The organism is Pseudomonas sp. GM84 (assembly GCF_000282535.1).
Classification (GTDB): domain Bacteria; phylum Pseudomonadota; class Gammaproteobacteria; order Pseudomonadales; family Pseudomonadaceae; genus Aquipseudomonas.
This window is the reverse complement of the sequence record NZ_AKJC01000004.1, coordinates 43056-70007: the sequence shown is the minus strand read 5'-3', so window position 1 is coordinate 70007 and position 26952 is coordinate 43056. Positions and strand designations below refer to the sequence as shown.

General features: G+C 62.3%; 25 protein-coding genes, 1 pseudogene and 2 riboswitches. Of the genes and pseudogenes, 7 read left to right on the top strand and 19 right to left on the bottom strand.

Annotated elements, in window-relative coordinates; genetic code table 11:
• Window positions 1-35: 35 nt before the first annotated feature.
• Together PMI38_RS00465 and PMI38_RS00460 are read right to left on the bottom strand one after the other, a co-directional pair.
• On the bottom strand, window positions 36-728 hold the full coding sequence (locus PMI38_RS00465; RefSeq protein ID WP_008089282.1) for a CbtA family protein: 693 nt from the start codon (window positions 726-728) through the stop codon (window positions 36-38).
• A gap of 10 nt (window positions 729-738) precedes the next feature.
• Window positions 739-924: a CbtB domain-containing protein gene (locus tag PMI38_RS00460; protein WP_008089280.1), complete on the bottom strand. Its 186-nt coding sequence runs from the start codon at window positions 922-924 to the stop codon at window positions 739-741.
• Window positions 925-1020: 96 nt separating this feature from the next.
• Window positions 1021-1245, bottom strand: a riboswitch (cobalamin riboswitch).
• A gap of 218 nt (window positions 1246-1463) precedes the next feature.
• Window positions 1464-1675: riboswitch (cobalamin riboswitch) on the top strand.
• A gap of 100 nt (window positions 1676-1775) precedes the next feature.
• Between PMI38_RS00460 and cobW the strand changes: the two genes are divergently transcribed.
• The 4 genes from cobW (at window position 1776) to PMI38_RS00440 (ending at window position 8279) form a co-directional block, all read left to right on the top strand.
• Window positions 1776-2843, top strand: a complete 1068-nt coding sequence (cobW, locus tag PMI38_RS00455) for a cobalamin biosynthesis protein CobW (protein WP_008089278.1) — start codon at window positions 1776-1778, stop codon at window positions 2841-2843.
• 3 nt (window positions 2844-2846) lie between these two features.
• Window positions 2847-6608: a cobaltochelatase subunit CobN gene (cobN, locus tag PMI38_RS00450; RefSeq protein WP_008089275.1), complete on the top strand. Its 3762-nt coding sequence runs from the start codon at window positions 2847-2849 to the stop codon at window positions 6606-6608.
• 1 nt (window position 6609) lies between these two features.
• Window positions 6610-7611, top strand: a complete 1002-nt coding sequence (locus tag PMI38_RS00445) for an ATP-binding protein (protein WP_008089273.1) — start codon at window positions 6610-6612, stop codon at window positions 7609-7611.
• Window positions 7612-7688: 77 nt separating this feature from the next.
• Complete coding sequence (locus PMI38_RS00440) at window positions 7689-8279, top strand: vWA domain-containing protein (protein ID WP_043272702.1); 591 nt, start codon at window positions 7689-7691, stop codon at window positions 8277-8279.
• A gap of 105 nt (window positions 8280-8384) precedes the next feature.
• Here the strand turns inward: PMI38_RS00440 and PMI38_RS00435 are convergent, their stop codons facing one another.
• Entirely contained in the window at window positions 8385-8651 is a 267-nt protein-coding gene (locus PMI38_RS00435; protein ID WP_008089269.1) for a hypothetical protein, read from the bottom strand.
• Between the two features lie 123 nt (window positions 8652-8774).
• Window positions 8775-8996: a hypothetical protein gene (locus PMI38_RS26960; RefSeq protein ID WP_157214830.1), complete on the bottom strand. Its 222-nt coding sequence runs from the start codon at window positions 8994-8996 to the stop codon at window positions 8775-8777.
• Between PMI38_RS26960 and PMI38_RS00430 the strand changes: the two genes are divergently transcribed.
• Window positions 8995-10320, top strand: a complete 1326-nt coding sequence (locus PMI38_RS00430; protein ID WP_008089267.1) for a sigma-54 dependent transcriptional regulator — start codon at window positions 8995-8997, stop codon at window positions 10318-10320. The genes PMI38_RS26960 and PMI38_RS00430 overlap by 2 nt on opposite strands.
• Before the next feature lie 127 nt (window positions 10321-10447).
• On the opposite strand, the gene PMI38_RS00425 is transcribed toward PMI38_RS00430, so the two are convergent.
• The 11 genes and pseudogenes from PMI38_RS00425 to PMI38_RS27780 all read right to left on the bottom strand — a co-directional run.
• Window positions 10448-12649, bottom strand: coding sequence for an LTA synthase family protein (locus tag PMI38_RS00425; protein WP_008089265.1), 2202 nt, complete (start codon window positions 12647-12649; stop codon window positions 10448-10450).
• Window positions 12650-12787: 138 nt separating this feature from the next.
• Entirely contained in the window at window positions 12788-14068 is a 1281-nt protein-coding gene (locus tag PMI38_RS00420) for a hypothetical protein (RefSeq protein WP_008089263.1), read from the bottom strand.
• Between the two features lie 48 nt (window positions 14069-14116).
• Window positions 14117-14863, bottom strand: coding sequence for a hypothetical protein (locus PMI38_RS00415; protein ID WP_008089261.1), 747 nt, complete (start codon window positions 14861-14863; stop codon window positions 14117-14119).
• A 32-nt stretch (window positions 14864-14895) separates the two neighbouring features.
• Window positions 14896-15576: a C39 family peptidase gene (locus tag PMI38_RS00410; RefSeq protein WP_008089259.1), complete on the bottom strand. Its 681-nt coding sequence runs from the start codon at window positions 15574-15576 to the stop codon at window positions 14896-14898.
• A gap of 101 nt (window positions 15577-15677) precedes the next feature.
• A complete protein-coding gene (locus PMI38_RS00405) occupies window positions 15678-17237 on the bottom strand; it encodes a hypothetical protein (protein WP_008089257.1) in 1560 nt (519 codons plus the stop codon).
• Between the two features lie 56 nt (window positions 17238-17293).
• Window positions 17294-17872 (bottom strand): hypothetical protein, encoded by a 579-nt coding sequence (locus PMI38_RS00400; RefSeq protein ID WP_008089255.1) that lies wholly within the window; start codon window positions 17870-17872, stop codon window positions 17294-17296.
• A gap of 1 nt (window position 17873) precedes the next feature.
• Window positions 17874-18311, bottom strand: a complete 438-nt coding sequence (locus tag PMI38_RS00395; RefSeq protein WP_008089253.1) for a hypothetical protein — start codon at window positions 18309-18311, stop codon at window positions 17874-17876.
• Between the two features lie 296 nt (window positions 18312-18607).
• Window positions 18608-19159, bottom strand: a complete 552-nt coding sequence (locus PMI38_RS00390) for an AAA family ATPase (RefSeq protein WP_008089251.1) — start codon at window positions 19157-19159, stop codon at window positions 18608-18610.
• The gene (pnuC, locus tag PMI38_RS00385; protein WP_008089249.1) at window positions 19156-19719 is read right to left on the bottom strand and encodes a nicotinamide riboside transporter PnuC; all 564 of its coding nucleotides are present in this window, start codon (window positions 19717-19719) and stop codon (window positions 19156-19158) included. The genes PMI38_RS00390 and pnuC overlap by 4 nt, the downstream gene beginning before the upstream one ends.
• A gap of 95 nt (window positions 19720-19814) precedes the next feature.
• A complete protein-coding gene (locus PMI38_RS27785; RefSeq protein ID WP_443216383.1) occupies window positions 19815-20549 on the bottom strand; it encodes a methyl-accepting chemotaxis protein in 735 nt (244 codons plus the stop codon).
• Between the two features lie 138 nt (window positions 20550-20687).
• A pseudogene (locus PMI38_RS27780) lies at window positions 20688-21359 on the bottom strand (cache domain-containing protein); the annotation flags it as partial.
• A 390-nt stretch (window positions 21360-21749) separates the two neighbouring features.
• On the opposite strand from PMI38_RS27780, the gene PMI38_RS00375 reads away from it, so the two are divergent.
• Together PMI38_RS00375 and PMI38_RS00370 are read left to right on the top strand one after the other, a co-directional pair.
• Entirely contained in the window at window positions 21750-22580 is an 831-nt protein-coding gene (locus tag PMI38_RS00375) for an undecaprenyl-diphosphate phosphatase (RefSeq protein WP_008089245.1), read from the top strand.
• A complete protein-coding gene (locus PMI38_RS00370; RefSeq protein WP_008089243.1) occupies window positions 22581-22943 on the top strand; it encodes a DUF1294 domain-containing protein in 363 nt (120 codons plus the stop codon).
• Window positions 22944-22951: 8 nt separating this feature from the next.
• Here PMI38_RS00370 and PMI38_RS00365 read toward each other — a convergent pair whose 3' ends face one another.
• The 4 genes from PMI38_RS00365 to PMI38_RS26230 form a co-directional block, all read right to left on the bottom strand.
• Complete coding sequence (locus PMI38_RS00365; protein ID WP_008089240.1) at window positions 22952-23311, bottom strand: MmcQ/YjbR family DNA-binding protein; 360 nt, start codon at window positions 23309-23311, stop codon at window positions 22952-22954.
• A complete protein-coding gene (locus tag PMI38_RS00360; RefSeq protein WP_008089238.1) occupies window positions 23304-24221 on the bottom strand; it encodes a LysR substrate-binding domain-containing protein in 918 nt (305 codons plus the stop codon). The genes PMI38_RS00365 and PMI38_RS00360 overlap by 8 nt, the downstream gene beginning before the upstream one ends.
• A gap of 136 nt (window positions 24222-24357) precedes the next feature.
• A complete protein-coding gene (locus tag PMI38_RS00355; protein ID WP_008089236.1) occupies window positions 24358-25281 on the bottom strand; it encodes a LysR substrate-binding domain-containing protein in 924 nt (307 codons plus the stop codon).
• A 135-nt stretch (window positions 25282-25416) separates the two neighbouring features.
• Window positions 25417-26913: an FRG domain-containing protein gene (locus tag PMI38_RS26230; RefSeq protein ID WP_008089234.1), complete on the bottom strand. Its 1497-nt coding sequence runs from the start codon at window positions 26911-26913 to the stop codon at window positions 25417-25419.
• Between the last annotated feature and the right edge of the window lie 39 nt (window positions 26914-26952).

Below are 26952 nucleotides of genomic sequence, written 5' to 3'. Positions count from 1 at the left end.
GGCATACAGCGCCGGCAGCGGCGTTTCAAGGTCCATCAGGCCTGTTGGGCACGGCGGTAGAACCAGGCGCTGAGCAGGCCCAAGGCCAGCCAGAACACGGCATTGGTGAGCCAGGAGGCAATCTTGAACTGGGTTTCCAGAGCCTCGGGTGCCAGGCTTTGGTGCACCTCAGGCTGCGGCGCACCGATGACGTGGGGCACTACCAGCAGCACCACGCCGGCGGCCTTGAGCAGCCAGTGCCGGGCGAACACCAGCAGTGCCAGCCCCAGTGCGGTCGCGGCTGCGGTGCCGATCCACCAGCTCTGGCGTTGGCCGAGGTCGGCGGCGGCGGTACCGGGTAACTCGGGCGGCAGACCCAAGGTCGGTGCCAGGCAGAACACCGCGAAGCCGGCCAGGCCCCACAGCGCACCTGTGCTGACCCGGTTGGGTTCGCGCAGGCTGTACAGGGCGACCAGGATCAGGGCGAAGCCAACGGCCACTACCAGGTTGCCCCCGGTGGTCGAGAGCATGCGTTGCCAGCCATCTTCCGGCGACCAGGCCTCTGCACTGTGTTCATGGGCCGCAACGGCCGCGCCGTCATGGCTGTGGTGTTCGGCGGCGGGGGCAGCCGACTCGTAGGTTTCCGCCTGGAGAATCAACGGGGCGACCCAGAAGCTTTGCAGCAGGGTCAGCAGCAAGGCTGCGAGCAGGCCGCTGAACCCAGCGGTGCGGGCAATGCGCTTGATCATCGGGCAGGCCTCAGTGGCAGGGGAATGCGGCGCTGTGGCGGGTGTCGTGGGCGGCGTTGTGCACGGCTTCGATGTGCGAGAAACCGGCGAAGTAGACCAGGCACAGGCCCAGCAGACTGGCACCTACGGCAATGACGACGCGCTGGCTGAGGGTGACGGGGGTGGCGATGCTGTGCTTGGCGCTGGAAATGGGCATGACGCGTTCCTCTGTTGTTTTAAGCTCAACGGGCAAGCGCGGCAGCCCCGGACGCGAAGCGCCCAAGGGAATGCGACAGCGCCCGCCCACCGCGGGGTGTTCATGTGACGCCAGGCCGGTCTCCGGGCTTGCGAGGAGGAGCAGGGCTCCTTGGTAAAGCGTCACCTTCCCATGCCGAACGACGTGGCACAGTGGTCTAGACGCTTCGCTCGCTTACCGTTGCGGGGGCAGCACCGGCCTGGTCCGGCCCTGGTCGAGGGCCTGCGACGCACCGGTTTCCCGTTTCACCCCCGAGGGGGCACCTGAACGCAAGGCGTAAGGAGAGCACGGGGCAGGGTTTCCGTCAATTGGTTGCACTTTATTACTGGGGGCGCGGCCCATCGCCGGCAAGCCGGCTCCCACAAGTACAGCGCAATGCTCAAGGGCGGCGCTGTACCTGTGGGAGCCGGCTTGCCGGCGATGGGCTGCAAAGCAGCCCCAACAGATCCTGAGGAAAAAACAAAACCCACCCCATGAGTTGACCACCCGCCACCCCCCGCGTAGCCTTGCCGCTTCGAGGTTCTTCGGCCAGGCCGAAGCTAAGACGGGAACGCGGTACAAGCCGCGGCTGCCCCCGCAACTGTAGGCACCGGCAACGGATCGACACAGCCACTGCGCCAAAGGCGCGGGAAGGCGTCATCCCGCCAGCCCCCTGAATCACGGGGGCCGGAACGGTGCAAGCCAGGAGACCTGCCTCGTCACGTTTTCGACTTTCAACCGGGCGGGGTGATCCGGTGGCGAACGAGCCCGGCCGGCCTGGCCCGCGGCTTTCGTCCCGTGTGCCCGCGCCAACCTGCCAAGGGCAACGCGACATGAAAACACTGGCCAAGCTCCCCGTCACCATCGTCACCGGCTTCCTCGGCTCGGGCAAGACCACCTTGCTCCGGCACATGCTCGACAACGCCCAGGGCCGCCGCATCGCGGTGATCGTCAACGAATTCGGCGAGCTCGGCATCGACGGCGAAATCCTCAAGCAGTGCAGCATCGGCTGCACTGAAGAAGAGGCCACCGGCCGCGTCTACGAGTTGGCCAACGGTTGCCTGTGCTGCACCGTGCAGGAAGAATTCTTCCCGGTCATGCGCGAACTGGTTGCCCGTCGCGGCGACCTGGACCACATCCTCATCGAAACCAGCGGCCTGGCGCTGCCAAAGCCGCTGGTACAAGCCTTCCAGTGGCCGGAAATCCGCACGGCCTGCACCGTCGACGCGGTGATCACCGTGGTCGACAGCCCGGCCGTGGCCGCCGGCACCTTCGCCGCGTTCCCCGACCAGGTCGACGCCCAGCGCAAGCTCGACCCCAACCTGGACCACGAATCGCCGCTGCATGAACTGTTCGCCGACCAGTTGGCCAGTGCCGACCTGGTGGTGCTGAACAAGGCCGACCTGATCGACGCCGAAGGCCTGGCCAAGGTCCGCGCCGAAGTGGCCGAAGAGCTGCCGCCAGCGGTCAAGGTCATCGAGGCCAGCAGTGGCCGCCTGCCGCTGGACGTGTTGCTGGGCGTGGGCGCCGAATCCGAGGTGCACATCGATGGCCGCCGCACCCATCACGATTCGCACCACGACGGCGATGACCATGACGACCATGACCACGACGCGTTCGACTCCATCTCCATCGACCTGCCGGAAGCCGACGAAAGCCTGCTGCTCGACGCCCTGACGCAACTGGTGGTGGAGTTCGGCATCCTGCGTGCCAAAGGCTTCGCCGCCGTTCCCGGCAAACCGATGCGCCTGCTGGTGCAGGGCGTGGGTACCCGCTTCGACAAACACTTCGACCGCGCCTGGCGTGCCGACGAAAAGCGCATCACCCGCCTGGTGCTGATCGGCCAGGACCTCGATGCCGTGCAGCTGGAAGCGCGCTTGCGCCAGGCCCTGGGCGCCTGACCCATGCACCTGCTGCGGACCCAGCCCGGCGGCTTCGTGCCGGACGACAGCATTGCCGACCTCGGCCAGACACCCGCCGAACTGGTGATCCTCTGCAGCGGCGATTCGCACCTGGCGTTGCTCGCCGAAACCGCCGAGCAACTGCCGGATGACTTTCCCAGCCTGCGCCTGGCCAATCCGATGCAGGTGCAGAACCATGCCTCGGTCGACCTGTATGTAGAAGAGGTACTGCGCCACGCCAAGGTCATCCTGGTGTCGTTGCACGGTGGCGTCGGCTACTGGCGCTACGGTGTCGAGCAGTTGGTGACGCTGGCGGAGCGCGGTGTGCAGTTGATCCTGGTGCCGGGCGACGACCGCCCGGACCCGGAACTGACCGACCTGGGCACGGTGACCGGCGCGGCGGCAGAGCGCCTCTGGCACTTTCTGCGCCAAGGCGGTAAAGCCAATGCCGTCAACCTCTTCAACTGCCTGGCCAACCAATGGCTGGAGCGCGACTATACCTGGGATGAACCGCAACCCTTGCCACGCACCTCGGTGTATCACCCCACCAAGGCCAGCGCCGCGCTCGAGGACTGGTACGGCGAGTGGCACCCTGAGCATCCGGTGGCACCGCTGCTGTTCTACCGTTCGCATTTGCAGGCGGCCAACACCGCCTTCATCGATGTGTTTTGCCAACGCCTGCAGGCAGCCGGGCTCAACCCGCTGCCTATCGCCGTCGCCAGCCTGAAGGAAAGCGCCTGCCTGGAGCAGGTCGAACAGTGGCTGGATGAGGTCGGCGCCGAGGTGCTGGTCAATACCACCGGTTTTGCCATGTCCAGCCCGGAGCGCCCCAACCTGCGCCCATTGCGTCGCGATATTCCCGTGCTGCAGGCCATCTGCGCGCAGGACAATCAGCCGGGATGGGAAGCCAGCGAGCAGGGACTGGGCGCCCGCGACCTGGCCATGCACATTGCCTTGCCGGAATTGGACGGGCGCATCATTACCCGGCCGGTCAGCTTCAAGGACATGGCCTGGCGCAGCGAGCGCAGCCAGTCCGATGTGGTCTGCTACCGGGCCCACCCCGAGCGCATGGACTTCGTTGCCGAACTGGCGCGGCGCTGGGTCGAGCTGGCACGCCTGCCCAATGGGCAAAAGCGCGTGGCCCTGGTGCTGGCCAACTACCCGACCCGCGATGGGCGCATCGGCAATGGCGTTGGGCTCGACACGCCAGCCGCTGCCTTGAACATACTCCAGGCCCTCAAAGCCGAGGGTTACCCGCTGGGCGAGCTGCCGCACAGCGGCACGCAGTTGATTCAGCAGTTGCTCGGTGGTGTGACCAACGACCTCGAGCACCTCGACCAGCGCCCATGCGCGCAGAGCCTGAGCCTGGCGGACTACCAGGCAGCGTTCGAGCGCCTGCCCGCCGCCAACCGTCAGGCCGTGATCGAACGCTGGGGCCCGCCCGAGCAGGACCCGATGTACCGCAGCGGCCGGCTGATGGTGGCGGGCCTTCGTTTCGGCCTGACCTTCGTCGGCATCCAGCCGGCGCGCGGCTACCAGGTCGACCCCAGCGCCGTGTACCACGACCCGGATCTGGTACCGCCGCATGGCTACCTGGCGTTTCACTTCTGGCTGCGCCATGCCTTTGCCGCCGATGCCGTGATCCACGTCGGCAAGCACGGCAATCTTGAATGGTTGCCCGGCAAGGGCGTGGGCCTGTCCGCCGAGTGTTGGCCGGACGCCTTGCTTGGCCCGTTGCCCAACATCTATCCGTTCATCGTCAACGACCCGGGTGAGGGCGCCCAGGCCAAGCGCCGCACCCAGGCGGTGATCATCGACCACCTGATGCCGCCTTTGACCCGCGCCGAAACCTACGGCCCCTTGCGCCACCTGGAGCAGCTGGCCGACGAATTCTATGAAGCGCAGCTGCTCGACCCGCGGCGGGCCCGCGAGTTGCAACGCGATATCCTCGAACTGGTCAAGGCCAACCACATCGACCGTGAGTTGCAACTGGAAGGTCAGCTGGAGGATGCCACGGTGTGGCTGCCGCGGCTGGACACCTACCTGTGTGACCTCAAGGAATCGCAGATCCGCGATGGCCTGCATGTGTTCGGCCAATCGCCCCAGGCTCGGCTGCGGGTCGATACCCTGCTGGCCCTGCTGCGGGTGGAGCGCGGTGACGGGCGCGGCGGCAATGCCAGCCTGCTGCGGACATTGGCCAAGGCATTGGCGCTGGGCTTCGATCCGCTCGACTGCGACCTCGGCCAGCCCTGGGCAGGTCCTCGGCCGGCGCCGCTGCAGGCTTTGAGCGAAGCGGCGTGGCGCACCTGCGGCGATACCCGTGAGCGCCTCGAACTGTTGGCGCTGAAGTACATCGAGCAAGCACTGGAAATGGCCCTGCAACTGCCCGACGAGCCGCAATGGCAACCCGTGCAGGCGGTGCTCGGCGCGTTGTGCGAACAGGTTGCGCCGAACCTCGACGCGTGCGGGCCCGCAGAGATGAACGGCTTGCTCGCCGCCTTGGCGGGGCGCTTCGTGCCAGCCGGCCCTAGCGGTGCCCCCAGCCGTGGCCGCCTGGATGTGCTGCCCACGGGCCGCAACTTCTACACCGTGGATGTGCGCAACCTGCCCACCACCACAGCCTGGCGCCTGGGTTTCGCGTCGGCGAACCTGATCCTCGAACGGCACTTGCAGGACCATGGCGACCATCTGCGTCAGCTCGGCCTGTCCGTGTGGGGCACGGCGACCATGCGCACCGGTGGCGACGACATCGCCCAGGCCATGGCCTTGATGGGCGTGCGGCCGGTGTGGGCCACAGGCAGCCAACGCGTCGACGATTTCGAGATTTTGCCATTGAGCCTGCTCGACCGCCCGCGGGTAGACGTGACCTTGCGGGTTTCTGGCTTTTTCCGCGATGCCTTCGGCAACCTGATCCGCCTGTTCGATGCGGCGGTGCAAGCGGTGGCGGCGCTGGACGAGCCTGCCGATCTCAACCCCTTGGCCGCCCGCGTGCGTCATGAGCGCGACGCTTTGCAGGCGCAGGGCGTGGAGCCTGAACAGGCAGCGCGCGAGGCCGGTTGGCGGGTGTTCGGCGCCAAACCAGGTGCCTACGGTGCCGGCGTGCAAAATGCCATCGATGGCCGGCTGTGGCACAACCGCGATGACCTGGCCCAGGTGTATCTCAATCACGGTGGCTACGCCTATGGCGTCGGTGACGAAGGCACCCCGGCTCGCGCGCAGTTTGCCCGGCGCCTGGGCCAGGTCCAGGCCGTCCTGCAGAACCAGGACAACCACGAGCACGACGTGCTCGATTCCAACGATTACTACCAATTCCAAGGCGGCATGCTGGCAGCGTCCGAGACCTTGTCCGGGGCGACGGTGGCGAGTTATCACGGCGATCACAGTCAAGTTGACCGGCCGCGTATCCGCACCCTGAAGGAAGAGCTGAACCGGGTGATTCGAGCCCGCGCCCTCAACCCCAAGTGGATCGACGGCGCCAAGCGCCATGGTTACAAGGGCGCTTTCGAGCTGGCGGCGACGGTCGACAACCTGTTCGCCTTCGACGCGACCACGCACTTGATCGACGATCATCATTACCAGTCGCTGGCCGATGCCTATGTGCTCGACCCGGCGACCCGCGACTTCATGCGCGAGCACAATCCCGAGGCGCTGCGCGACCTCACCGAGCGCTTGCTGGAGGCCCAGCAGCGGGGGCTCTGGGAGCAGCCTGGCGACTACCGCGAAGCACTCGAGGACCAATTGCTCGATGGCGAGGAACAGGCTTGAAATGAGTGAACCCGTGCAATTTCCCCTGGCGGCCGTGGTCGGCGCCGACGACCTGAAGCTTGCGTTGTGCCTGACCGCCATCGACCCCAGGATCGGCGGCGTGCTGATCGAGGGGCCGCGCGGCATGGCCAAGAGCACCTTGGCGCGTGGTTTGGCGGATCTGCTCGGCGAGGGGCCTTTCGTCACCTTGCCGCTGGGTGCCAGCGAAGAACGCCTGGTCGGCACGCTCGACCTGGATGCCGCGCTGGGGCAGGGCAAGGCGCAGTTTTCCCCCGGTGTACTGGCGCATGCCGATGGCGGGGTGCTGTATGTCGATGAAGTCAACCTGCTGCCCGATACCTTGGTGGACCTGTTGCTCGACGTTGCCGCCAGCGGTACCAACCGTATCGAGCGCGATGGTATTTCTCACCGGCACAGTGCGCGTTTCGTCCTCATCGGCACCATGAATCCCGAAGAGGGCGAACTGCGCCCTCAGCTGCTTGACCGCTTCGGGCTCAATGTCGTGCTCGAAGGGCTGCCAGCCCCAGAGGCTCGACAGCAGATCATTCGCCGTCGCTTGGCCTTCGACACCGACCCGCAGGCCTTCTGCGAGCAGTGGGCCGCGGCCCAGGCGCAACTGCGGGAGCGCTGCCAGGCAGCTCGCCAGGGGCTGGCAGCGATTGCCCTGGACGATCAGGCCCTGGCCTGGATCACCGAGCGCTGTTATGCCGCTGGCGTCGATGGCCTGCGTGCCGACCTGGTTTGGCTGCGCGCCGCCCGTGCGCATTGCGCCTGGCGCGGTGGCGAGGCGATCGAGCTGGTCGACGTCGAGGCGGTGGCGGAGTTTGCCCTGCGCCACCGGCGCCGCCAGTTGCCCGAGCCCGCCGCCGATTCCCCGCCGCCTGCGTCTGCCGGCCGCGATACGCAAGGCCAGGGCGGGCAAGGGGATTGGGGGGCACTGCCGGCTCAGCCGGTCACCAGCGGTGCCAGGCGCGAGGTACCGAACTGGGCAAAAAAGCCCTGAGCATCCGCCCACCGGGCAACAAGGTGGCGGATGCCATGCCCCGTGCCGGAAAACTGGCAGGCGCCAGCCGTGGCCGCGTGCGTGCGGCGAGCAAGGGCCGGGTGGCCTGGCTGCCGACCTTGCTCAAGGGGCGCCCGCTGCAGCGGCGCGACCTGTGCTGGCAGCAGCGTCAGGCTCAGGCCACCGAGTTGTGGCTGGTGATCGTCGATGCTTCGGCCTCGACCCGGCGCCACCAGGCGCTGGCGCACGGCAAAGGCCTGCTGGCCGAGCTGTTCGACCAGGCTTATCGCCAACGAGCCCGGCTGGCGCTGATGACCGCCAGCGGCGGTGCGCCCCAGTGGCAACGCCAGGGGCTGAAAGCGTCGGCCGCCTTGCAACCCTGGTTGCAAACCTTGGGGGCCGGAGGAGGGACCCCGTTGATCGCGGCGTTGGAGCAGGCGCGTCGCTGGTTGCAGGCACGGCAAAAAGCCTACCCACAAGAGCTTCAGCGTTGTCTGGTGTTTACCGATGGCCGCCTGCAGCGCTGGAAGGATGTGCAACCCATGCCCTGTGCGACGGTGCTGGTGGACATGGAAATGGCGCCGGTTCGCCTGGGGCGTGCGCGGCAATTGGCCGAACAACTTCAGGCTGAATACCAGCACCTGGAACAGTGCAGGGTCATGCAATAAGGCAACTGGCGCGACATTATGTCGCTATTGAAAAGTTGCTTTCAGGCGAATTCAAAAGTTGCACAAGTGCGTGACAGGCACGCACTTGCTGGTCAAGCGGTGATATTACTTCGGCATCGACCAGGGCTGCAGGTCATAACCCTTCTGGGACAACTCGGCGCGCACTTCCTCGATCAGGCAGGCCCATTGTGCCGGGTCGGAATAGATACGCGAAGACACTTGCTTGCTCCCGATACGGGTGCTGGTCCGGTCGATCACGGCCAGGCTCAGCTCACCAGTACCGTTGGGTGCATCCCAGGCTACGCACTGGAAAGGTTCGAAGGCGTGGTCGGCAATCAGCAGGGCTTCGTTGACACGGAGCGGGGCATTCATGGTTCGGTCTCTCTATGGTCCCAAACAGCGTAATGTAGGTCCGCGTTACTGCCATGTCGCTTCAGCTTATCGCGATCTGCAGTGCGGGGTTATTCGTACTGATGCTCCAAGTTGGTCGGGGAGTCACACAGTCTTGATACTTTTTTTCAAATTTGAACTGTTTTTATTGACCTGCGCCGCCTGTGACGTCAATAAATTTGAAAAATTCCCACATGGCCTGGCCAGCGCAGAATCGGGCAGACAGACGGTAGTGGGCACCGTCAAGTTCGTTGCTACTGTTAAAACGGCGCCGCAACTTACTGTTTTCACGTAAAAAACCACAAATTGGCGCCAAGGAACGGTCATGCACGCTACCGCCGCCCTGCGTCGTTTGCTCATCGTCGACCCGTGCGATGATTGTCACCGCTTGCTGCCAGGTCTTGAGAGTGCTGGCTGGGCTGTTCACAGCTGTAGCCTGGACCTGGCGCTGGAGCACCGCTGCGACCTTGGCCTGTTGCGCCTGCAGGAATCGCACCTGCGCCACCCGGATGCGGTCAAGGACATGATCAAACGCAGCAATACCGAATGGATCGCGGTGCTCAACGCCGAGCAACTGCGTATGCAGAACGTCGGTGACTTCGTCTGTGAGTGGTTCTTCGACTTTCACACCTTGCCATTCGACGTTTCCCGCGTGCTCGTCACCTTGGGGCGTGCGTTCGGCATGGCACGCCTGCGTGGCAAGGGCGCGGTACCGGTCGATGGCCTGGAGCACGAACTGCTGGGTGACAGCCGGCCTATCCTTGAGCTGCGAAAGCTGCTGGGCAAGCTGGCGCCCACCGAATCACCGGTATTGATCCGGGGCGAGAGCGGGACGGGCAAGGAGTTGGTAGCACGTACATTGCATCGCCAGTCGCAGCGCTGCGAAATGCCGTTTATTCCCATCAACTGCGGGGCGATCCCCGAACATCTGATCCAGTCCGAGTTGTTCGGGCACGAGAAGGGCGCGTTCACCGGCGCGCATCAGCGCAAGGTAGGGCGGATCGAGGCGGCCCACGGTGGCACGCTGTTCCTCGACGAAATTGGCGACCTGCCACTGGAACTGCAGGCGAACCTGCTGCGCTTCTTGCAGGAAAAGCATATCGAGCGGGTCGGTGGCAGCCAGCCGATACCGGTCGATGTGCGGGTGCTGGCCGCTACCCACGTGGACCTGGAAAAGGCCATCGAGCAAGGGCGTTTCCGGGAAGACCTGTATTACCGTCTCAACGTCTTGCAGGTCGTGACTGCGCCATTGCGTGACCGACATGGCGACTTGTCGATGCTGGCCAACCACTTTTCACACTTCTACAGCCTGGAGACAGGCCGTCGACCGCGTTCCTTCAGCGATCATGCCTTGGCTGCCATGGGGCGGCACAATTGGCCGGGCAATGTGCGAGAACTGGCCAACCGGGTGCGACGGGGTCTGGTGCTGGCCGAAGGGCGGCAGATCGAAGCCCAGGACCTGGGCCTGCATGTTCACCAGCAGGAGGAGCAGCCGCTGGGCACGCTGGAAGACTACAAGCACCGTGCGGAGCGTCAGGCGTTGTGCGACGTGCTCGACCGGCACAGCAACAACCTGAGCATTGCCGCGAAGGTACTGGGTGTATCGCGGCCAACGTTCTACCGACTGCTGCACAAGCACCAGATTCGGTGACCCCTCAGGTCATCGGAACCTGCAGAAAACCTGCGGGAGCAACTGTCTTGCTCTATGTCCAAAAGTTGACGCGATTCCTGTGGGAGCCGGCTTGCCGGCTCCCACATCCCACAGCTGCACCGCAAGTTCAGCTCGACTGCGCGATATGCCCGTCCGAGAGCTCCTCGACCGTCTCTTCCTCACCCGGCAGCGCCGTGATCACACTGAAATCGCTGATTTCGACTTCCCCCCCGCCATACCCCAGCAAGTGGAAGGAAAACGCCTTGCGCACGGTAGGGTTGTCGAAGCCGAATTCCATCTCCAGCGGTTCATCGGCCGTCACCCGAATCTCTTCTGGCAGGCCCAGCGGTACGTCCTGCTCCAGCTCCTTGGCCTTGAGCTGGATGTAGGCGACGTGCTGTCGATCGAGTGCGCGCACTTTGATCCGCACCCGGGTATGCGAGCCTTCGGGCATTTCCAGATACTGCGCGCCAATCAGGTTGTCGGCCCAGTCATCGCGAATGCGTGCCTGCAATTGGATGGCCGACGGGCCACCGAACTGGTAGCGCAGGTTGAGCGGTGTCTGCAACAGGGACTGGTCGAGGACCCCGGCAAGGGCGCCGAGCTGTGGCCCCGTGTTGTCGTCGGCCGCGCCGAGGTAGCGGGCCTGGTCGGCAATGAAGCCTTGGCTTGCGTAACGGCGACAGCGTTGCTGGAAGTCGCATTCGGTGAATACGCCTTGGCCATCGTGGTAGCGCAACATGCCGTTGGTGTAGGAAATCATCTCCCGCCCGCTGTCGTAATCGCGTAGCAGTGAGCGCCCGGCCAGTGCGACCGGGATCGGCAAGGCAAAGTAGTCGAGCAGGGAGGTAGCCAGGTCGACGTGGCCGTAGGTGCCCTGCTTGAGGTGCGGCAGTTGCGCCTGCTCCGGAGCCAGGATCAGGTTGAAGCCCCAGGAGGAGGCCAGGCGCACCCCGTCGATGCCGTGGGATTCGTCGGAGGTCACCACCACCAGCGTGTCCTTGAGCACGCCCTGGCGCTCGAGGTTGTCGAGAAACGCCCCTAGCGCGTCGTCAAGGTAGGCCACCGCGGCCTGCTTGGCGGTGTCGTAACGCGCCAGGTAGTCGGCCGGTGCCGAATAGGGCTGGTGGGTACCCACGGTCAGCAGGGTCAGCATCCACGGCCGGTCCTGTTGGCGCAGTTGCCCGACGTAGTCCTGGGCACCCTCGAAGAATGCCCGGTCATCCTTGCCCCAGGGGAACTCCAGGTAGTTCTCGTTGCTGAACCATTCCAGGCCGTGCACCGAGTCGAAGCCGATGTGCGGCATGATCCGGTCCTTGGCCATGAAGCGCAGGCCGGCGCCCTGCAGGTAATGCGTGCTGAAGCCTGCCTGACGCAGCTGGGCCGGCAGGCAGGCCTGGTTACGTTGCTGCTGGGTGAGCAGCTCCATCCCTTTGGGCGTGCCGTTGGCCAGTTTGTCGTAGTCGCCGCAGAGCATGGCATACAGGCCACGGATGGTCTGGTGGGTGTGCAGCACGTAGTCCGGCGTGTTCATGCCGCGCTCGGCCCAGCGGCTGAGGTTGGGCATCAATTCTTCGTCGAAGCGGCTGTGCAGGGCCTGACGGTTCGGCCGTACATAGGCGCCAGGGATGCCTTCAAGGGTGATCACCAGCAGATTGCGAGCGCTTCCGGGGGCGCTCAGCAGTTTCTGGCCATGCAGGTCGGCCTGGGTCAGGCCAGCACTGGACAGGGGCGTGATGGGCTGCTCCTGGCCAGTCCAGGTGAGCGCCCGTCGTTGCAGGTCGTTGACGCCTGCGGACAGTAACTGGTGAGAGAGATTGTATTGGCGCCACTGGTCGGCATCGGAAGGCGTAAGCTGTTGGCTGCCCCAGTGCAGGCCGAACAGCATCACAGGGATGGCCAAGGCCCAGCGCGGCAACGCGGCAGGGCGACGCGCCCGACCTCGCCAGGTGATCGCGCACCAGGCCAGCAGGCCCGCAGCCATCAGCCAGGGCAACCAGGGGTGGGCGAGGCCGCCGCCGGTGGTGTTTTCCATGAACTGTGGGTCGATCAGGTACGCCAGGTCGCCACTGTTGGGCAGCCGCCCGACAGCGCTCACCAGCTCTGCCGACGTCACCCAGAGTGTCGCCCAGGCCAGCAGCACAGGCAGTGCCAGCCACCACGGCCGGCGGTGCAGCAACAGCAACAGGAGGCTGCCGAAGGCCAGGTCCGACAAGTAGCCGAGCGGATTGGACCACCCCAGGAGGGTGCGCGCAGCCAAGGGGATCACCAGCACCAGGGTTGCCAGGGCGACGAGCCGAGTGTGCGAGTGGCCGAGCTGGATATTCACGAAAACTTTCCTTAATTACCGTCAAAACGTCACATAGCTATGCGTGATGATAACAGTCCGGTGTCAGGAAAGCGGTTGGCTACAAGGTTGGTTACCAAAACCAGGCCTCGCTGCAGGCCTGGCATTGGCAGGACCCGGTCAGAAGTAGTACGGGAATTTCAGGCTGAAGGAGAAGTCTGGCGAATCGTCCGTCAGGCCAATGGCGAGGTTCGGCACGATGGTCAGGTTGTTGGTGGCGGCGAAGGTCAGGCCGATGTTGAAGTTCGCCGAGTTGTAGTCGCTGTTGCTGATCGACTGCCAGTCGCCGCCGTCGGGTTTGATCTTGCTCTTGCTGGCAAACTGGTCGGTGACCGAGAACGACATACTCATCTTCTCGTTCAGGGCGAACGCGATACCACCGCCAATCTGCCAGGAGTCGCCGAGTTTCACGTCGCCCGGCACCTTGGTGTTGACGGTGGGGCTGATGTCACTGAACGAATCTTCCATGTTGTAGGTGTACGACAGGCTGCCGAAGAGCACGGCCGGGTCGAAGGTCTTGACCAGCGAGATACCGGGTGTGATGGCCCACACGCCATTACCGGTTGGCAGGTCTTCAGGGATCGCGAGGTTGTCGTTGGCGCTATCCTGGATGAGCTTGATGCCGTAGGGGTCCTTGCCGGTAGGCGCCTTGATCCGCAGCGTGGCGACCGTGTCTGGCCAGTTTTCCGACTCGTCGATGAATTTGTAGGCCACGCCGACGTTGACGTCGCCGATGGTCGGGTCGCGTTTCACCGAGCCATCGGAACTCACCCCGGCTGCACCGCCTGCGCCGCCGGAGGAGTAGGTCGACTCGCGATAGACAACCGGTACGTTGATGTCGAACTGCCAGCGCTGGTCGACGTTGTAGCGTGCCGTCAAGTCCAGCGTCCAGTTGTCGGCCTTGATCCGGTCGATGTTGATATTGCCCAGGAAAATCGAATCGAGCGCCAGAAACCCGTTGAGCGTCAGGGCACGGGTGTCGTAGTGGGTATAGGTCAGACCGGTCTCGACACTGAACTTGCCGCCGCCAAAGAAGCCGCTGGCTTCGTCATACAGGTTGGAAACGCTTTGCGCCGGTTCCGAGTCCTCTTTGAGCGATTGGCCGTAGGAGCTGCCGGTGGTGCCTGGTGCCCCGGAAGCCACGGTCTGTGCACCCTTGACGCCTTCGGCGGGTGACTTGGTCAAACGCTTGGGCGCGGGAGTAGCAGGGGCTTCCTCGACCTGACGCAGGCGTTGTTCCAGCACCATCAATGCATTCTGTTGGGCTTCGTAACGTTGTTTCAACGCGATCAATTCTTGTTTCAGCGCTTCGACCTGAGGGTCGGTTGCCGCTTGTAGCAGAGTGGCCGGGGCCAAGGTCGTCAAACAAACGAAAGCTCTCAACGTCAACAAACGATGCATGGATTAGCCGTCCCTTCTGACTACTTGTTCGATGAGACAGAGCGTAGATCAGTATCCGCCGGTACGAAGACCTTTGAGCTGATCAAGGTTGGCGTTCATCGGGCCAGCCGTTGCAGGGCTGTCGCGCAGCACGACATTGAGCTCCGTCAGGTTACGCACCTGGTTGCCAGCGCCGAGCAGGGTGGTGTTCTGCATCAGCCCACCCTGGCCCAGACGCTGCAGTGCGCTGCCCTGGTTGTTGTTGGCGACGATGCCGAGCTGCACGCCGGTGCCGCTGGCGGAAACACTCAGAGAACCTGCGCCATTGGCGCCCACCAGGGTCGTGCCCGCCGCCAGGGCCTGGCCTTGCGTTTGCGTGGCGGGTGCTTCGTTGCCCTTGGTGACCGTGATACCGACGTTGTTGTAAGCCGAGTTGTAGTCACCGGCGGCACGTACCACCTGGGTCACACCTTCGGTGGTATTGAGCCCGCTGCCACCGGTAACGGTACCGGTGCCCGGGCTCTGCGACTGCGAATTACCCGTGCCTTTTTCATTGATCATCGAGACATAGAACTGCGGTTGCAGGGTGGAATGCTGGATCTGCATCGAGGAGGTAGCACCGATCACCTCACCGTTGGCGTTCTGCCAGGTGCTGGTCATGACCACGCCAAAACTGACGATGCGCCCCGGCAATACATAGCGGCCGCGCAGTTCTGCCAGCTCCTGATCCTTCAGTTCGATCGGTTTGAACGTCTGTGCCTGGGTCGGCAGGCTGGCGGCCAGGCAAACGACTGCGAGCCAGCATGAAGTCTTCATGGGATGCTCCCGGGGCCTCTTGCCCCTTGTCATTAGAAGAAGTCGCTTTGAATGAAACCGAAGTCCATCAACTCGGCATCCTTCACCGGGGCGAAGTTGTTGATGCGGTTCTTGGCGCTGAGTGGCAGAGGCGGGTCGAGCAGTACATTGGACTTGTCGTACCCTTGGCCGATGACGGCGAAGATGATGCCGTTCCAGCCTTTGACGAAATCATCGAGCTTGAAGCGTTTGTGGCCCAGCACCGGGTCGCCGATGTATACCCAGCCGTTGTCGACTTTCTGCATGACCACGAAATGCTTGTAGCCGCGGATGTCCATCAGCACGACCACCGGGATGCGGATGCTGTGCAGGGTGTCGGGGGCTACCCGGTAGCCGCGGGCGCGCATGCCCAGGCTTTCCACGTAGCGCTTCATGTCGAGCATCGAGAAGCCCTGGGTACGTACCAGGTCATGGTCGGCGCTGGCCAGCATGCCCTCGATCACGTGTTGTTCGTCCACGTCCAGCCAATAGGCCTGGCGCAGAATGGTCGCCAGTGATGCGGCGCCGCAGCTGAAGTCGGTTTTTTGTTGCACCAGGTCGGCGAACTTGCGCTCGCGGATGCTCTGGATGGGTTTGTAGATCACTGCACCACCTGGCAGGACGGACAGCGGCATCTGGGCTGCTTCGCTGACACTGGCCATGCACAGCAGGAATGCCAAGGCGATAATGCGCATGTTCCATGCCCCCCTGTTTTTGTAGAAAGCTTTTGTAGAACGCTTTTAGTAGAACGCTTCTGGTAGAAAGAGGCCCCCCGAAGGGGGCCTCAAGGCTGCAGTTACATCGAGGTGTTGGAGATGGCCAGCGAGTTGCTCTGCTGGTTGCCCACACCGGCTGCCACGTTGACGCCCAGGTTGCCGCTGCCGCCATTCACCGAGCCACTCAGGGTTGCGGTGTTGGTTACAGGGTTGGCCCAGCCAGTCGGGGTCAGCACTTGGAACGAGACGGTGTTCTCCATCGCGTACTCGCTAGCCTCGCTGAAGCTCTTCGAGATGCTGTCCGAAGACTCCGAGGCCTTCTCGCCAGATTTCTCGAAGGCCGAAGCCTGCGCTTTTTCCCATGCCGACTCGTTTGCCTTCTCGAAGGAAGTATCGCGAGACTTGTCGTAGGACGAGTCACGGCTGCGGTCATACGAAGAGTCACGGGTACGGTCATACGCAGATTCGCGGCTGCGATCAAACGAGGAGTCACGGGCTCTGTCGAAGGACGAGCTCAAGGACTTGTCGAACGACGAGTCGGTGGACGACTCGTGCGACTTGTCGATCGATGCGTCAAGCGAAGCGCTGAGCGTTGCATCGAAGTCGGCACTGCGCGAGCGCGTGAAGTTGCCGACGGTTTGCGACGAAGACGCACTGCCGTTGGCACTGGCATCGAGCGAAGCGTTCACCGAAGCGCTAGACGAAGAGCTGTGGTCGCTGCTCGACGAGCCATTGGCAGCCCAGTTGTTGGAACCGCTGGCGCTGCTGCTGTTGCTGCCACTGGCGCTGCTGCTGTTCGAGCCGCTGGCACTGCTGCTGTTGCTGCCACTTGCGCTGCTGCTGTTGGAGCCGCTGGCGGTCATGCTGGTCGAACCGCTGGCGCTGCTGCTCTTCGAGCCGCTGGCTGAGCTGCTTTGGTTGCCAGCCACGTTGAAGCTCGAGCTGGAGCTCTTGTCGACGCTGGCATCGAACGAGCCGCTACGCGAAGACGAACCGCTCTTGGAGGTGGTGAAGGTCAGCGTGTCGATGGTGTAGGTACGATCGGCACGGTTTTCGACGGTCAGGCCAGGTCCGTTCTGGTTGGCCGAAGCGGTGGCAGTGGAGTTGCCGATAGGGGCAGCGTTGTTGGCAATGGCCATGGTATTTTTCTGCTGGTTCAGGTCACCGCCAGCAATGTTGATACCAATGTTGCCGCTTGCGCCTTCAGCCGAGCCGCTCATGACCGCAGAACTCTGGGTCGACCAGTTCTTGACAGTGTTTCCGTCGCTGAACTGACGCACGCTTGCGGTGGCTTCGGATTCGCCGAAGACGAAGCTGTTGTCGATTGCCGAGTTGTCAGACGAGGTATTGGCAATGGCCGCGGCGTTGTCTTGTTGGTTGCCGTTACCGGCCGCCACGTTGACCCCGACGTTGCCACTGGCGCCAGTGCCAGAGGTGCTCATTTCGGCTTCGTTGACAGTGCCTTCGTTAATGACCGAGTTGCCAGTGCTGCGTTGAGCATCGTTAGCTTCGGCAGTGGCGTTGGTGTACACCGGTTTTGGTGGGGTGGGTCGCCTGTCGTTCTGATTCGCTTGTGCAGCAACAGCCATGACCGCAGCAATTGCGAAAACCAGAGGCTTGATTGCCATCGAGGGTTTCATGGTGTTTCTCCGTCTTCTTTAGGTTAAGTGTTGTTCTTACCTTTTACCTATTCGGGTCAGTTCGCGACCCGTACGCTCAGGGTGTTTGCCGTCTGGTTACCCACCCCGGCGCTCTGATTCAGCTGAATGACCCCACGGCTACCGGTGAATGCCTGGTCACCGGTGGTGACCTGGCGATAGCCAGGGGAGGAATCAGATGGATCGGAGCTGTTGATCAGCGCCACGTTTTGCTGCAGCAGGACGCTGTCGTCGATACTTTGCGGTTGTGTACTGAGGCTGATGCGCAGGGCGTTGGCCTGCTGGGTGCTGGCACCGGCGCTCTGGTTCACACCCAGGGCACCACTGCCGTGACTGAAGGCGTCGCCCTGGATGCTGGCACGGGCATCCATGTTGGGGTCGACGATGGATATCTGGCGTTGCCGGATCTGCGTGGTGGCAGCGGCCGTGGTGCCGGTGGCCAAGGCCCGGGCGTTGGCTTGTTGCTGCAGGTCGCCTGCCGCCTGGTTGACGCTCAAGTTGCCTTGGTACTGCGCGCCGGAACTGTCGATGTTGGCGCTGTTGATCACGGGAACCGGGGATTGGGCGAGGGCCGTTGCACTGCAGAGGGTGGCCAGGATTAACAGCGATTGCCTCATCTCATTTGCCTCCGGTCAGGATCTGCAAGGGCGCCAGGCCACGCTGGACACTTGAGTTGACCATGTTGGAAATGCCGTTGCCGGAGCCTGTACCGCGACCCGCCGCCAGGTTGGGGAGTTGGGTCTGGTTGCTGATGTTGCCGCCCACATTGTTGGTCTGCTGGGTGATCAGCGAAGAAATCCCGGTACCGCTGGTGATGTTGGCAAAGTCCCCATCGCTCAGTTCGTTGGTCTGCTTGAGCACGTAGGCGGAGGGGTTGGCGTTGGCGGTGGTGGGGTAGGGGTCGGGCGCCAGGGGGGCGCGAGTGGCGATGCGGGGTTGAACATCGCGGGTGATGACGATGATTCCATTTTCGGCCTGTACCGGCACGCTGAAGCTTGCGCCCAAAGCACAGCCGACCAGCAGCAGACGGCAGATGCCATTGTCCAGTTTTCCCATGACTGCAATTCCTTCTTCAGCGCGGGCCTGATTAGGCGTTGCGAGGAGGAGAGCAGAAGGCGTGCCGCTTTTGGTTATTCTCTAATAATCAATGAGTTGCAGTAACTTGTTGGCGGTTGTGAGAGGTTGTTGTTTCAGCGTTGAGACAGATTATCCGCAAAGTGGGCTCTTTTCCGGTATGGATGTTGCTCAGAGGGCGCTTTCGCTCACTGTTTCATCGACTTGACACTCCCACCGCCAAAAGTGGGGAAGTCCGCAAATACGGGGGTCAAGGCCCACCGGGGTGTGTCAGAGGGTTAACACTCGGTGGGGCAAAGCGGGGTTTTTCCCTGCAACAGGGCCTGTACGGCGCACAATGCCGCCGCACTGCGCCGGGGCCAGTCACCCTCGATCACCTGCACCGTTTGCCGATGGCGCTGCAACCAGTTCAGGCTGTCGGTGAAGAAGCGATGCCGGTCGGCAAGGTCCGGCTGGCTGCGTTGGCCATCGGCCACCCAGCCCACATCATGGGGGCTGAGCAACAGGTGCAGATCATACTGACGAGCAAGCAAGGCTTGTTCCAACCAGGCGGGGCAATCCTGAAACAGCGCGCGGCTCCAGAGCATGTTGCTCAACAGATGAGTATCGAGGATCAACAGCTCCGGAGCCTGTTGCCGTGCCTGATCCTCCCAGGCCAACTGGCCCTGGGCGATGGGGGTGATATCGGCATAGCAGGTGTCGCGACATTCCCGATCGATGAAATGGCGCACATATTCGCCCACCACCACACCGCCGAAATGCGCCTGGATCTCGCCACTGAGCCAGCTCTTGCCGCTGGACTCGGGACCACACAGCACCAGGACCTTCATGCCTGCAGCGCCGGGTCGCGGCGCCATTCCAGCCAGCCGCGCACGGCGATCAGGGTCAGCACGGCGAAGAAGCCGGCGGTGAAGTACAGCTGCTGGTGCAGGTACTGGCCGACATAGACCACGTCCACCACCATCCACAGTGGCCAGCACTGCACGCGTTTTTGCGCCATCCACAGCTGCGCGACCAGGCTGAAGCCCGTCAGCGTGGCGTCCAGCCAGGGCAGGGCGGCATCGGTCCAGTTGGCCATGGCCGCGCCCAGCGCCACGCTGATCAGCAGACCGCCCACCAGCCCTGCGGCCAGCGCCGGTGTTTGCAGGCGCGAGACGTGGCGGGCATCCTCGACGCGGCCCGGGCGCGTCCATTGCCACCAGCCGTACAGTTGCAGCGCGGCATAGGCCAGTTGCAGCAGCATGCCCGAATACAGCTTCACCTCGTAGAACAGCCAGCCATATATAAGCACCATCACCAGACCGATCGGCCAGCACCAGGCATTCTGCTTGACGGTGAGCCAGACGGCGGTGACGCCGAGCACGGCGGCGATGAGTTCGAGGCCGGACATCGGCGCTCCTTGGCGACTTGAGGGGGGCGCGATTGTAGCCTGTGGGCGAAGGGAGGTGTAGAGCGGCGCATGCACCGCCCACTGCGGGTCCTTCGCTAAACCTTGAACTGGCGCAGCAATTGCTCCAGCCCTTCGCTCAAGCGCCCCAAGGCCACGCCCGCATCACTGGACTGACGCGCCGCTTCGGCGGTCTGCTGAGACAGCCCGGCGGTGTCCAGCACATTGCGATTGATTTCCTCGACCACATGCGACTGCTGCAACGTCGCGCTGGCGATCGACGCGTTGAGCGCGGTGAGGCTGTGCAGCGCCTGGTTGATGGCGCTCAGGCTGGAGCCGGCCTCGCGGGCTTGCTCGACGGTCTGGCGCGACGCTTCGCTGCTGGTATCGATGGCCTTGACCGCGGCGTCCGACTGCTTTTGCAGGTATTCGATCATGGTGTGTATCTCGGCGGTCGATTGAGCCGTGCGCTGGGCCAGCAGGCGCACTTCGTCGGCCACCACGGCAAAGCCGCGGCCCTGTTCGCCGGCCCGCGCGGCTTCGATCGCCGCGTTGAGGGCGAGCAGGTTGGTCTGCTCGGCAATGGCGCGAATCACCTCCAGCACGCCACCGATCCTGGTGCTATGACCCGCCAGGTCGCGGATCACCTGGACCGCCTGGTCGATGGTCAGGGACAGGCGGTCGATCTGCAGCAGGCTGCCGTCGATGGCTTGCTGGCCATGCTCGACCTGTTGTTGCGCGGCCTGCATTTCACCGGCTGCCTGTTCGGCCGTCTTGGCCACGTCCTGAACCGCGTAGGTGACTTCATTGACGGCGGTCGCCACCTGGTCCATCTGCAGCGACTGCTGGGCGCTGTGTTGTTGCGCCGCGCCGGCATTGTCGCCGACATGCCCGGCGGAGTGGGCCAGGGCATGGGCGGCATCCTGCAACTGGCCGACCACGCCCTGGAGCTTGCCGTTGAAACGGTTGAAGTGCTCTCCCAGCTGGGTGATTTCGTCGCGGCCATGGGTGTCCAGGCGACGGGTAAGGTCGCTTTCGCCGCTGGCGATGTTGCCCATTGCCTGCACCGCCTCCTGCAACGGGCGGGCGATGCTGCGGGCGATCAGCATGACCACCAGGGCCATCAGCAAGGCAACGCCCACGCCGACCAGGGAGGCGTCACGCAGCTGGCGCGCGAATTCGGCCTGCACGTCATCGACATACACGCCCGAGCCGATGACCCAGCCCCACGGCTGGAACAGCTGGATGTACGAAGTCTTGGCCACGGGCTCGCTGGCCCCGGGTTTGGGCCAGCGGTAGTTGACCGGGCCTGCGCCCTGGCTGCGGGCGAGGGCGGCCATTTCATTGAACACGGCAAAACCGTCCGGGTCGCGGATGGCGGAAAGATCCTGGCCGTCGAGCTTGGGATTGGCCGCGTGCATGATCATCTTCGGCCCCAGGTCGTTGATCCAGAAGTAGTCGCCCTGGTCGTAACGCAGCGCCCGCACCACTTGCAGTGCTTGCTGCTGGGCAGCCTCGCGGCTGAGCGTGCCAGCGGCTTCCAGCCCCTGGTAATAGGTGAGCACGCTCGCGGCGGTCTGCACCACATGGCGGGTCTTTTCTGCCTTGGCCTGGTACAGGTCGCCGTGGATCTGGCGCAGCATCAGCAGGCCGAGCACCACCAGCATCCCCACCGCAACCAGCAGGATCAGCCACAGGCGGCGACTGATCGACATCGACCTCAAGGTCTTCATGAATGGCACTCCCGCATTGTTCTTGTTATTCAGTGCATCCAAGCATGCTTTGTCGTCAGCCTGTATCCGACTAATGGCTAAGTGCCATTTATAGTTGCGGCGTTACGGCATGCCGCGCGAGCCATCGCCAGGCTGCTCTGCTAGGATTTCGGCCGCGCAAGATGAAACCTTTAGGCGGGGTGAACTTTTCTACTGGCGTTATACCCAACAGTCGCTGTAAAAGAGCCGCGCCGCGAGCGGCAATCACAAGCAAATCAAGAACAAGGGGCCTGCAGACAGCAGTGCTTCAACGGGGGAATGATGGATTTTTGGACTGCCTTCCAGGCAATCATCTTAGGCGTGGTCGAAGGACTGACGGAGTTTCTGCCGATTTCCAGTACCGGCCACCAGATCATCGTTGCCGACCTGATCGGTTTTGGCGGTGAACGGGCCATGGCGTTCAACATCATCATCCAGCTGGCGGCGATCCTGGCGGTGGTGTGGGAGTTTCGGGGCAAGATTCTCGAAGTGGTGTTCGGCCTGGCCAGCCAGCCGAAGGCGCGGCGTTTCACGGGCAACCTGCTGCTCGCGTTCATGCCGGCCGTGGTGCTGGGCGTGCTGTTCGCCGACCTGATTCACCATTACCTGTTCAACCCGATCACCGTGGCGGCCGCGCTGGTCGTGGGTGGCGTGATCATGCTCTGGGCCGAGCGCCGTTCGCACCGCGTAGAGGTCGATCACGTCGATGACATGCGCTGGTCGCACGCCCTGAAGATCGGCTTCGTCCAGTGCCTGGCGATGATCCCGGGTACCTCGCGCTCTGGCTCGACCATCATCGGCGGCCTGCTGTTCGGCCTGTCTCGCAAGGCGGCTACCGAGTTTTCGTTCTTCCTGGCGATGCCGACCATGGTCGGTGCGGCGGTGTACTCCGGCTACAAGTACCGTGACCTGTTCCAGCCGAGCGACCTGCCGGTGTTCGCCATCGGCTTCGTGACCTCGTTCATCTTCGCCATGATCGCGGTGCGTGCGCTGCTCAAGTTCATCGCCAACCACAGCTATGCGGCGTTCGCCTGGTACCGCATCGTGTTCGGCTTGCTGATCCTGGCGACCTGGCAGTTCGGCTGGGTCGACTGGGCGACGGCGAACGGCTGAATGCGTATCAGGCTACTGGCGCTGGCAGTGCTGTGCCTGCTGCCCCTGGCAGGGGCGGTGCAGATGGCCTGGAGCGGGCAGTCGTGGTTGCCGCTGGGGCTGTATCCGGCGGTTAGCTTGGTCACTGTCCTGCTGTATTGGCAGGACAAGCACCAGGCCCGCACTGCGGGCTGGCGTACACCCGAGAAGGTGCTGCACGCCAGTGAGCTGCTCGGCGGCTGGCCGGGGGCGCTGGTGGCCCAGCAACTGTTTCGGCACAAGACGCGCAAGGTTTCCTTTCAAGTCGTGTTCTGGATCATCGTGCTGGTTCACCAGGTGTTCTGGGCCGACTGGCTGTTTCTGGGCAACCACCTGCTGTCGTAGTGATCCGCTCACATCAGCAAACCCACCTGCAAGCGCTTCGGTAGCCGCCGCACCACCAGCTGGTGCGAGCGCTGCAACAGGTCGCACAGCTCCTCGCGTCCCATCGGGTAGGGGGGCTGCATGATGACCCAGTGCGCCCGCGCCAGGTACGGCGCCGGCCGCACCCCAGGGCGGTCGCAGTAACCCAGAAACAGCTCGTTGCCGACCTTGAACGATAATCCCGCCCCGGCCAGCCCGATGACCGCGAACATCTTGTTGCCCGCCACCGAGAACACCCGGATCCCGCCCCATTTATAGTCTTCCCGTGCCCCCGGCAGGTTCAGGCAGAAGGCTGCCACCTGGACCTCGGTCATTTTCTGCTTAGACATAACGCTCTCCACAGGCTTCGAACGAGGTGGCCAGGTGGTCGATCCACACCCGTACGGCCGGTAACAACCCACGCCGATGCGGGTACACCGCCTGCAGGTAGCCCCCTGGCAACGACCACTCCGGCAGCAGTCGCACCAGCTCCCCGCGTGCCAGCTCTTCTTCGCAGAACATGCTCGGCAGGGCCGTGAACCCTAGCCCGGCGCGCACGGCAGCATTGCGTACCACGAAGTCATCGATCGCCAGGCGTGGCTCCAGGGCAATTTCCTGCTGCCGGCCATTGGGCCCGAGTAAACGAAAGTGCACCAGCCGGTCGGCTTCGGCAGCGCCCAGCACCGGCAGGGAAGCCAGCTCGGCGGGGTCACGCACATGGTCGGCAAAGCCCGGTGCGGCCACCAGCTGCATCTGCGCCTGGCGCAGGCGGCGGGTGACCAGCGCCGGGTCTTCGTCGCCCAGGTCGCGCACACGCAGGGCCACGTCGATGCCTTCGGAAATCAGGTCGACACGGCGGTTGAGCAGCACCATGTCCAGTTGCACCTGGGGGTACTGCTGCAGAAAGCGGCTGATCACATCCGGCAGGAAGGCATGGGCCAACGCCACCGGGCAGGACACCCTCAGGCGACCGCGCGGCTCGCTGCTCATGCTGGCCACTACCTCGTCGGCCGCTTCAGCCTCCATCAACATGGCCTGGCAATGGTGCAGGTAGCGTTCACCGACCGTGGTCAGCTTCAGCTGCCGCGTGGTGCGTTGCAGCAGGCGGGTGCCGAGACGTTCTTCCAGCTCGGCGATGCGTCGCGACAGGCGCGACTTGGGAATGCCCAGCTGACGCCCGGCGGCGGCAAAACCACCGGCTTCGACCACTTGGGCAAAATAGAAGAGGTGGCCAGTTTTCCTAGAGAGACCATTGATCAAAACTGATGTTTCCTTTATCGGTCAATGGGCTAGCATGCTTCTGCTATTGACGAATGATCAAAATTACACCTTTGATCAGGGCCAGTCTCATTGAATGAAATCAGGATAGTTGACGAGAAGGTGCTGGCGGAGCCACCTACAGTGGCCGGTCACCGCAACGATCGAACGCGTGTGCTAAATGATCTAGCCAAGCCCTGACTGCCGGCAACACTCCACGCCTGTGCGGATATACCGCCTGGAGCCAAGCAGGAGCACAACGCCAATCTGGGAGCATGCGAACAAGCTTGCCGCTGGCCAGCTCGCTTTCACAATGCATTAATGGCAAAACCGTGAACCCCAGGCCAGCCAACGCTGCCTCTTTACGCATTATGAAATCTTCCACGCCCAAACGAGTCGGCATGGCGATTTCGAAACGTTCGCCAACATCATTAAACAGGCGCATTCTGGCCAACCGATCAGAATCTACTGCCCCTAGGAATGCGAGCCCCATCAGCTCTTTAGGATGTAAGACAGGGTGAGCGGCGACAAAGTCTGCGGAGGCAACAACCTCTGTACGGGCCTCGCGTAAGCGCTTGGTGACAAGGTTTGGTTCCTCATCCTCTACTTCGCGAACGCGAAGCGCTACATCGATACCTTCATTGATCAAGTCGACACGCCGATTCACCAAAAGCAGATCGAGCTGGACATGAGGGTATTGCGCTAGGAAATCACAAACCAAGGGATTGAGAAATTGATTTGCTAGCCCGACTGGGCTGCTCACCCTGAGAGGGCCTCTCGGTTCACTGGTTGCGCTAGCAATCACCTCATCAGCTTGCTCTGCTTCCAAAAGCATTGCCTGACAGTGGCGAAGGTACCGCTCACCTAGCGCAGTGAGCTGCAATTTGCGTGTTGTTCGTTGGAGGAGGCGAGCGTTTAGCCGCTGCTCCAATTCTGCAATACGCCGGGATAGCCTGGATTTCGGAATACCAAGTAGGCGACCTGCGGCAGCGAAACCACCAGCCTCGACGACCTTCGCGAAATAAAAGAGATCGCTCAAATTTCGGGGATCACCAATGGGCACTTTCGAATGACCTTATGAGTTAAGGGGGCAAGGTATGGGCTAGCGTCCATTATGCCTGAACTCAGTAGGCTTGTGCCCACCATTAGGCTGCACGTTGATTTGCTCGGCTATACGAGCTCATCGGCCATCAGTGCGCTATGAAAAGTTAAGGACTACTAGGTCAGCAGGGTTGTACAGAACTAGCGATCGCTTCATTGCAAGCTGTGATGGAATAATTTCGCGAGCGAAAATTCTCGACAGCTGGCCGAAGTCGAACATAAGGCGAGGGTCATGAGTTTTCTGGAATGCATGTGTCATCGAGATCACTGATTCGGGATCTTTAAGGCTTGAAATCCATGCCGGATCTAATGCGTTAAACAACTGACTAGCTGAGCAGTAAGCTCTGGAGTAAAAGTCGCCGTGGTAACCAAATTCGACATAGATGGCGTCCGGAATCCATTCTTGGAATGCCCTGTCAACTTTATAGCCTTCAGGCGAATAATGATCTGGAGTTGAGCACAGGGTAATCAAAGTAGAAATGGCGCAGGCGATGTCTTCATTCGTATAGGGGAGATTTCGCATACCGTTCCATGCTTGACGAGTCGTAGAACTAAGCAACGCCTCGTCGACTTCCTCGGGAAGTCCGGTAAAGACCCACTCTACTGCTTGGGCTCGAAGCCCTCGTTGTGTGTTAAGTGCCCCTCTTATCGAATGTTTCACCTGATCGGCAAGACTGGGGGCTGTGGCCTCTCTGCGAAGGGGCAAAGGCATATGGCGGCCAACAGTCGAATAAAATTGTTCGTTCGGGTTGACTCGCCATAGTTCAAGTGTCTCGTCGCTCCATTGCGGGGTGGGGCTCAGCGGGGCGATAAATGAGTCTGACTCATAGGTTTCGGGCGTTTCGACATAGATGTTGCGGAACAGGCTTTGCTTTCCTTGCTCCTCTGCCATGGCACGGAGCAAGGCATGGTTCTCTATGCATCGCTCGTTGAAGAAATACGTGTCGAGTGATTGCTCCAAAGCGCTCTTGTGAGAAGGATATATCTGTTCACGCGACGGGAAGGCTGGAGCACCGCTCCAAGGAAATACGATTCTATCTATGTCGTAAATCTGATACCAGGGATGGTTCGCGAACAAGAAGTGACCGTGCTGGGACTCCAGTCTCCAAAGATTAGGGACGTTAACCGTCACTGGCTCTGCAATAAAATCTATCCCTTCAATCGAAGGGGGCAGATGACCATAAAATTCTTTAAGGTCTGAAGTATTTAGGCAGTAGATAACGCAGTTGCCAGGTTCTTCGGGCGGAGATTGAGTGTCAGATGCAAAGAATCCTGCAATTGTAGGTTCGGTGCTAAAATCAATATAGTTCGTAGGGAATCCATAATGCTGAAGCACAGCAAACAGAGAATCGACGTGCTCTTCCTCCGCAAGATAAGCGAGCGCTGGCTGTTCGATCACCCAGTTCGTGAACCTGAGAAGCTTCTCATCAAGCTGAGATTTAGCGACCGGGTCGTGAAGTACTTTGCGCTCCAGCGACGAACTTGGCGTCCACTCGCGGAGCTGTCCTCGAAACCAATCGTAGCGTCCTTCGGCTTTGAAACCCTCAGCAAGTGCAACTGCTTCTTCTACGTTTGCCGCCTTAAATACTGTCATCGATGATATCCATATATTAAATTATGCAGTCGATGGTTT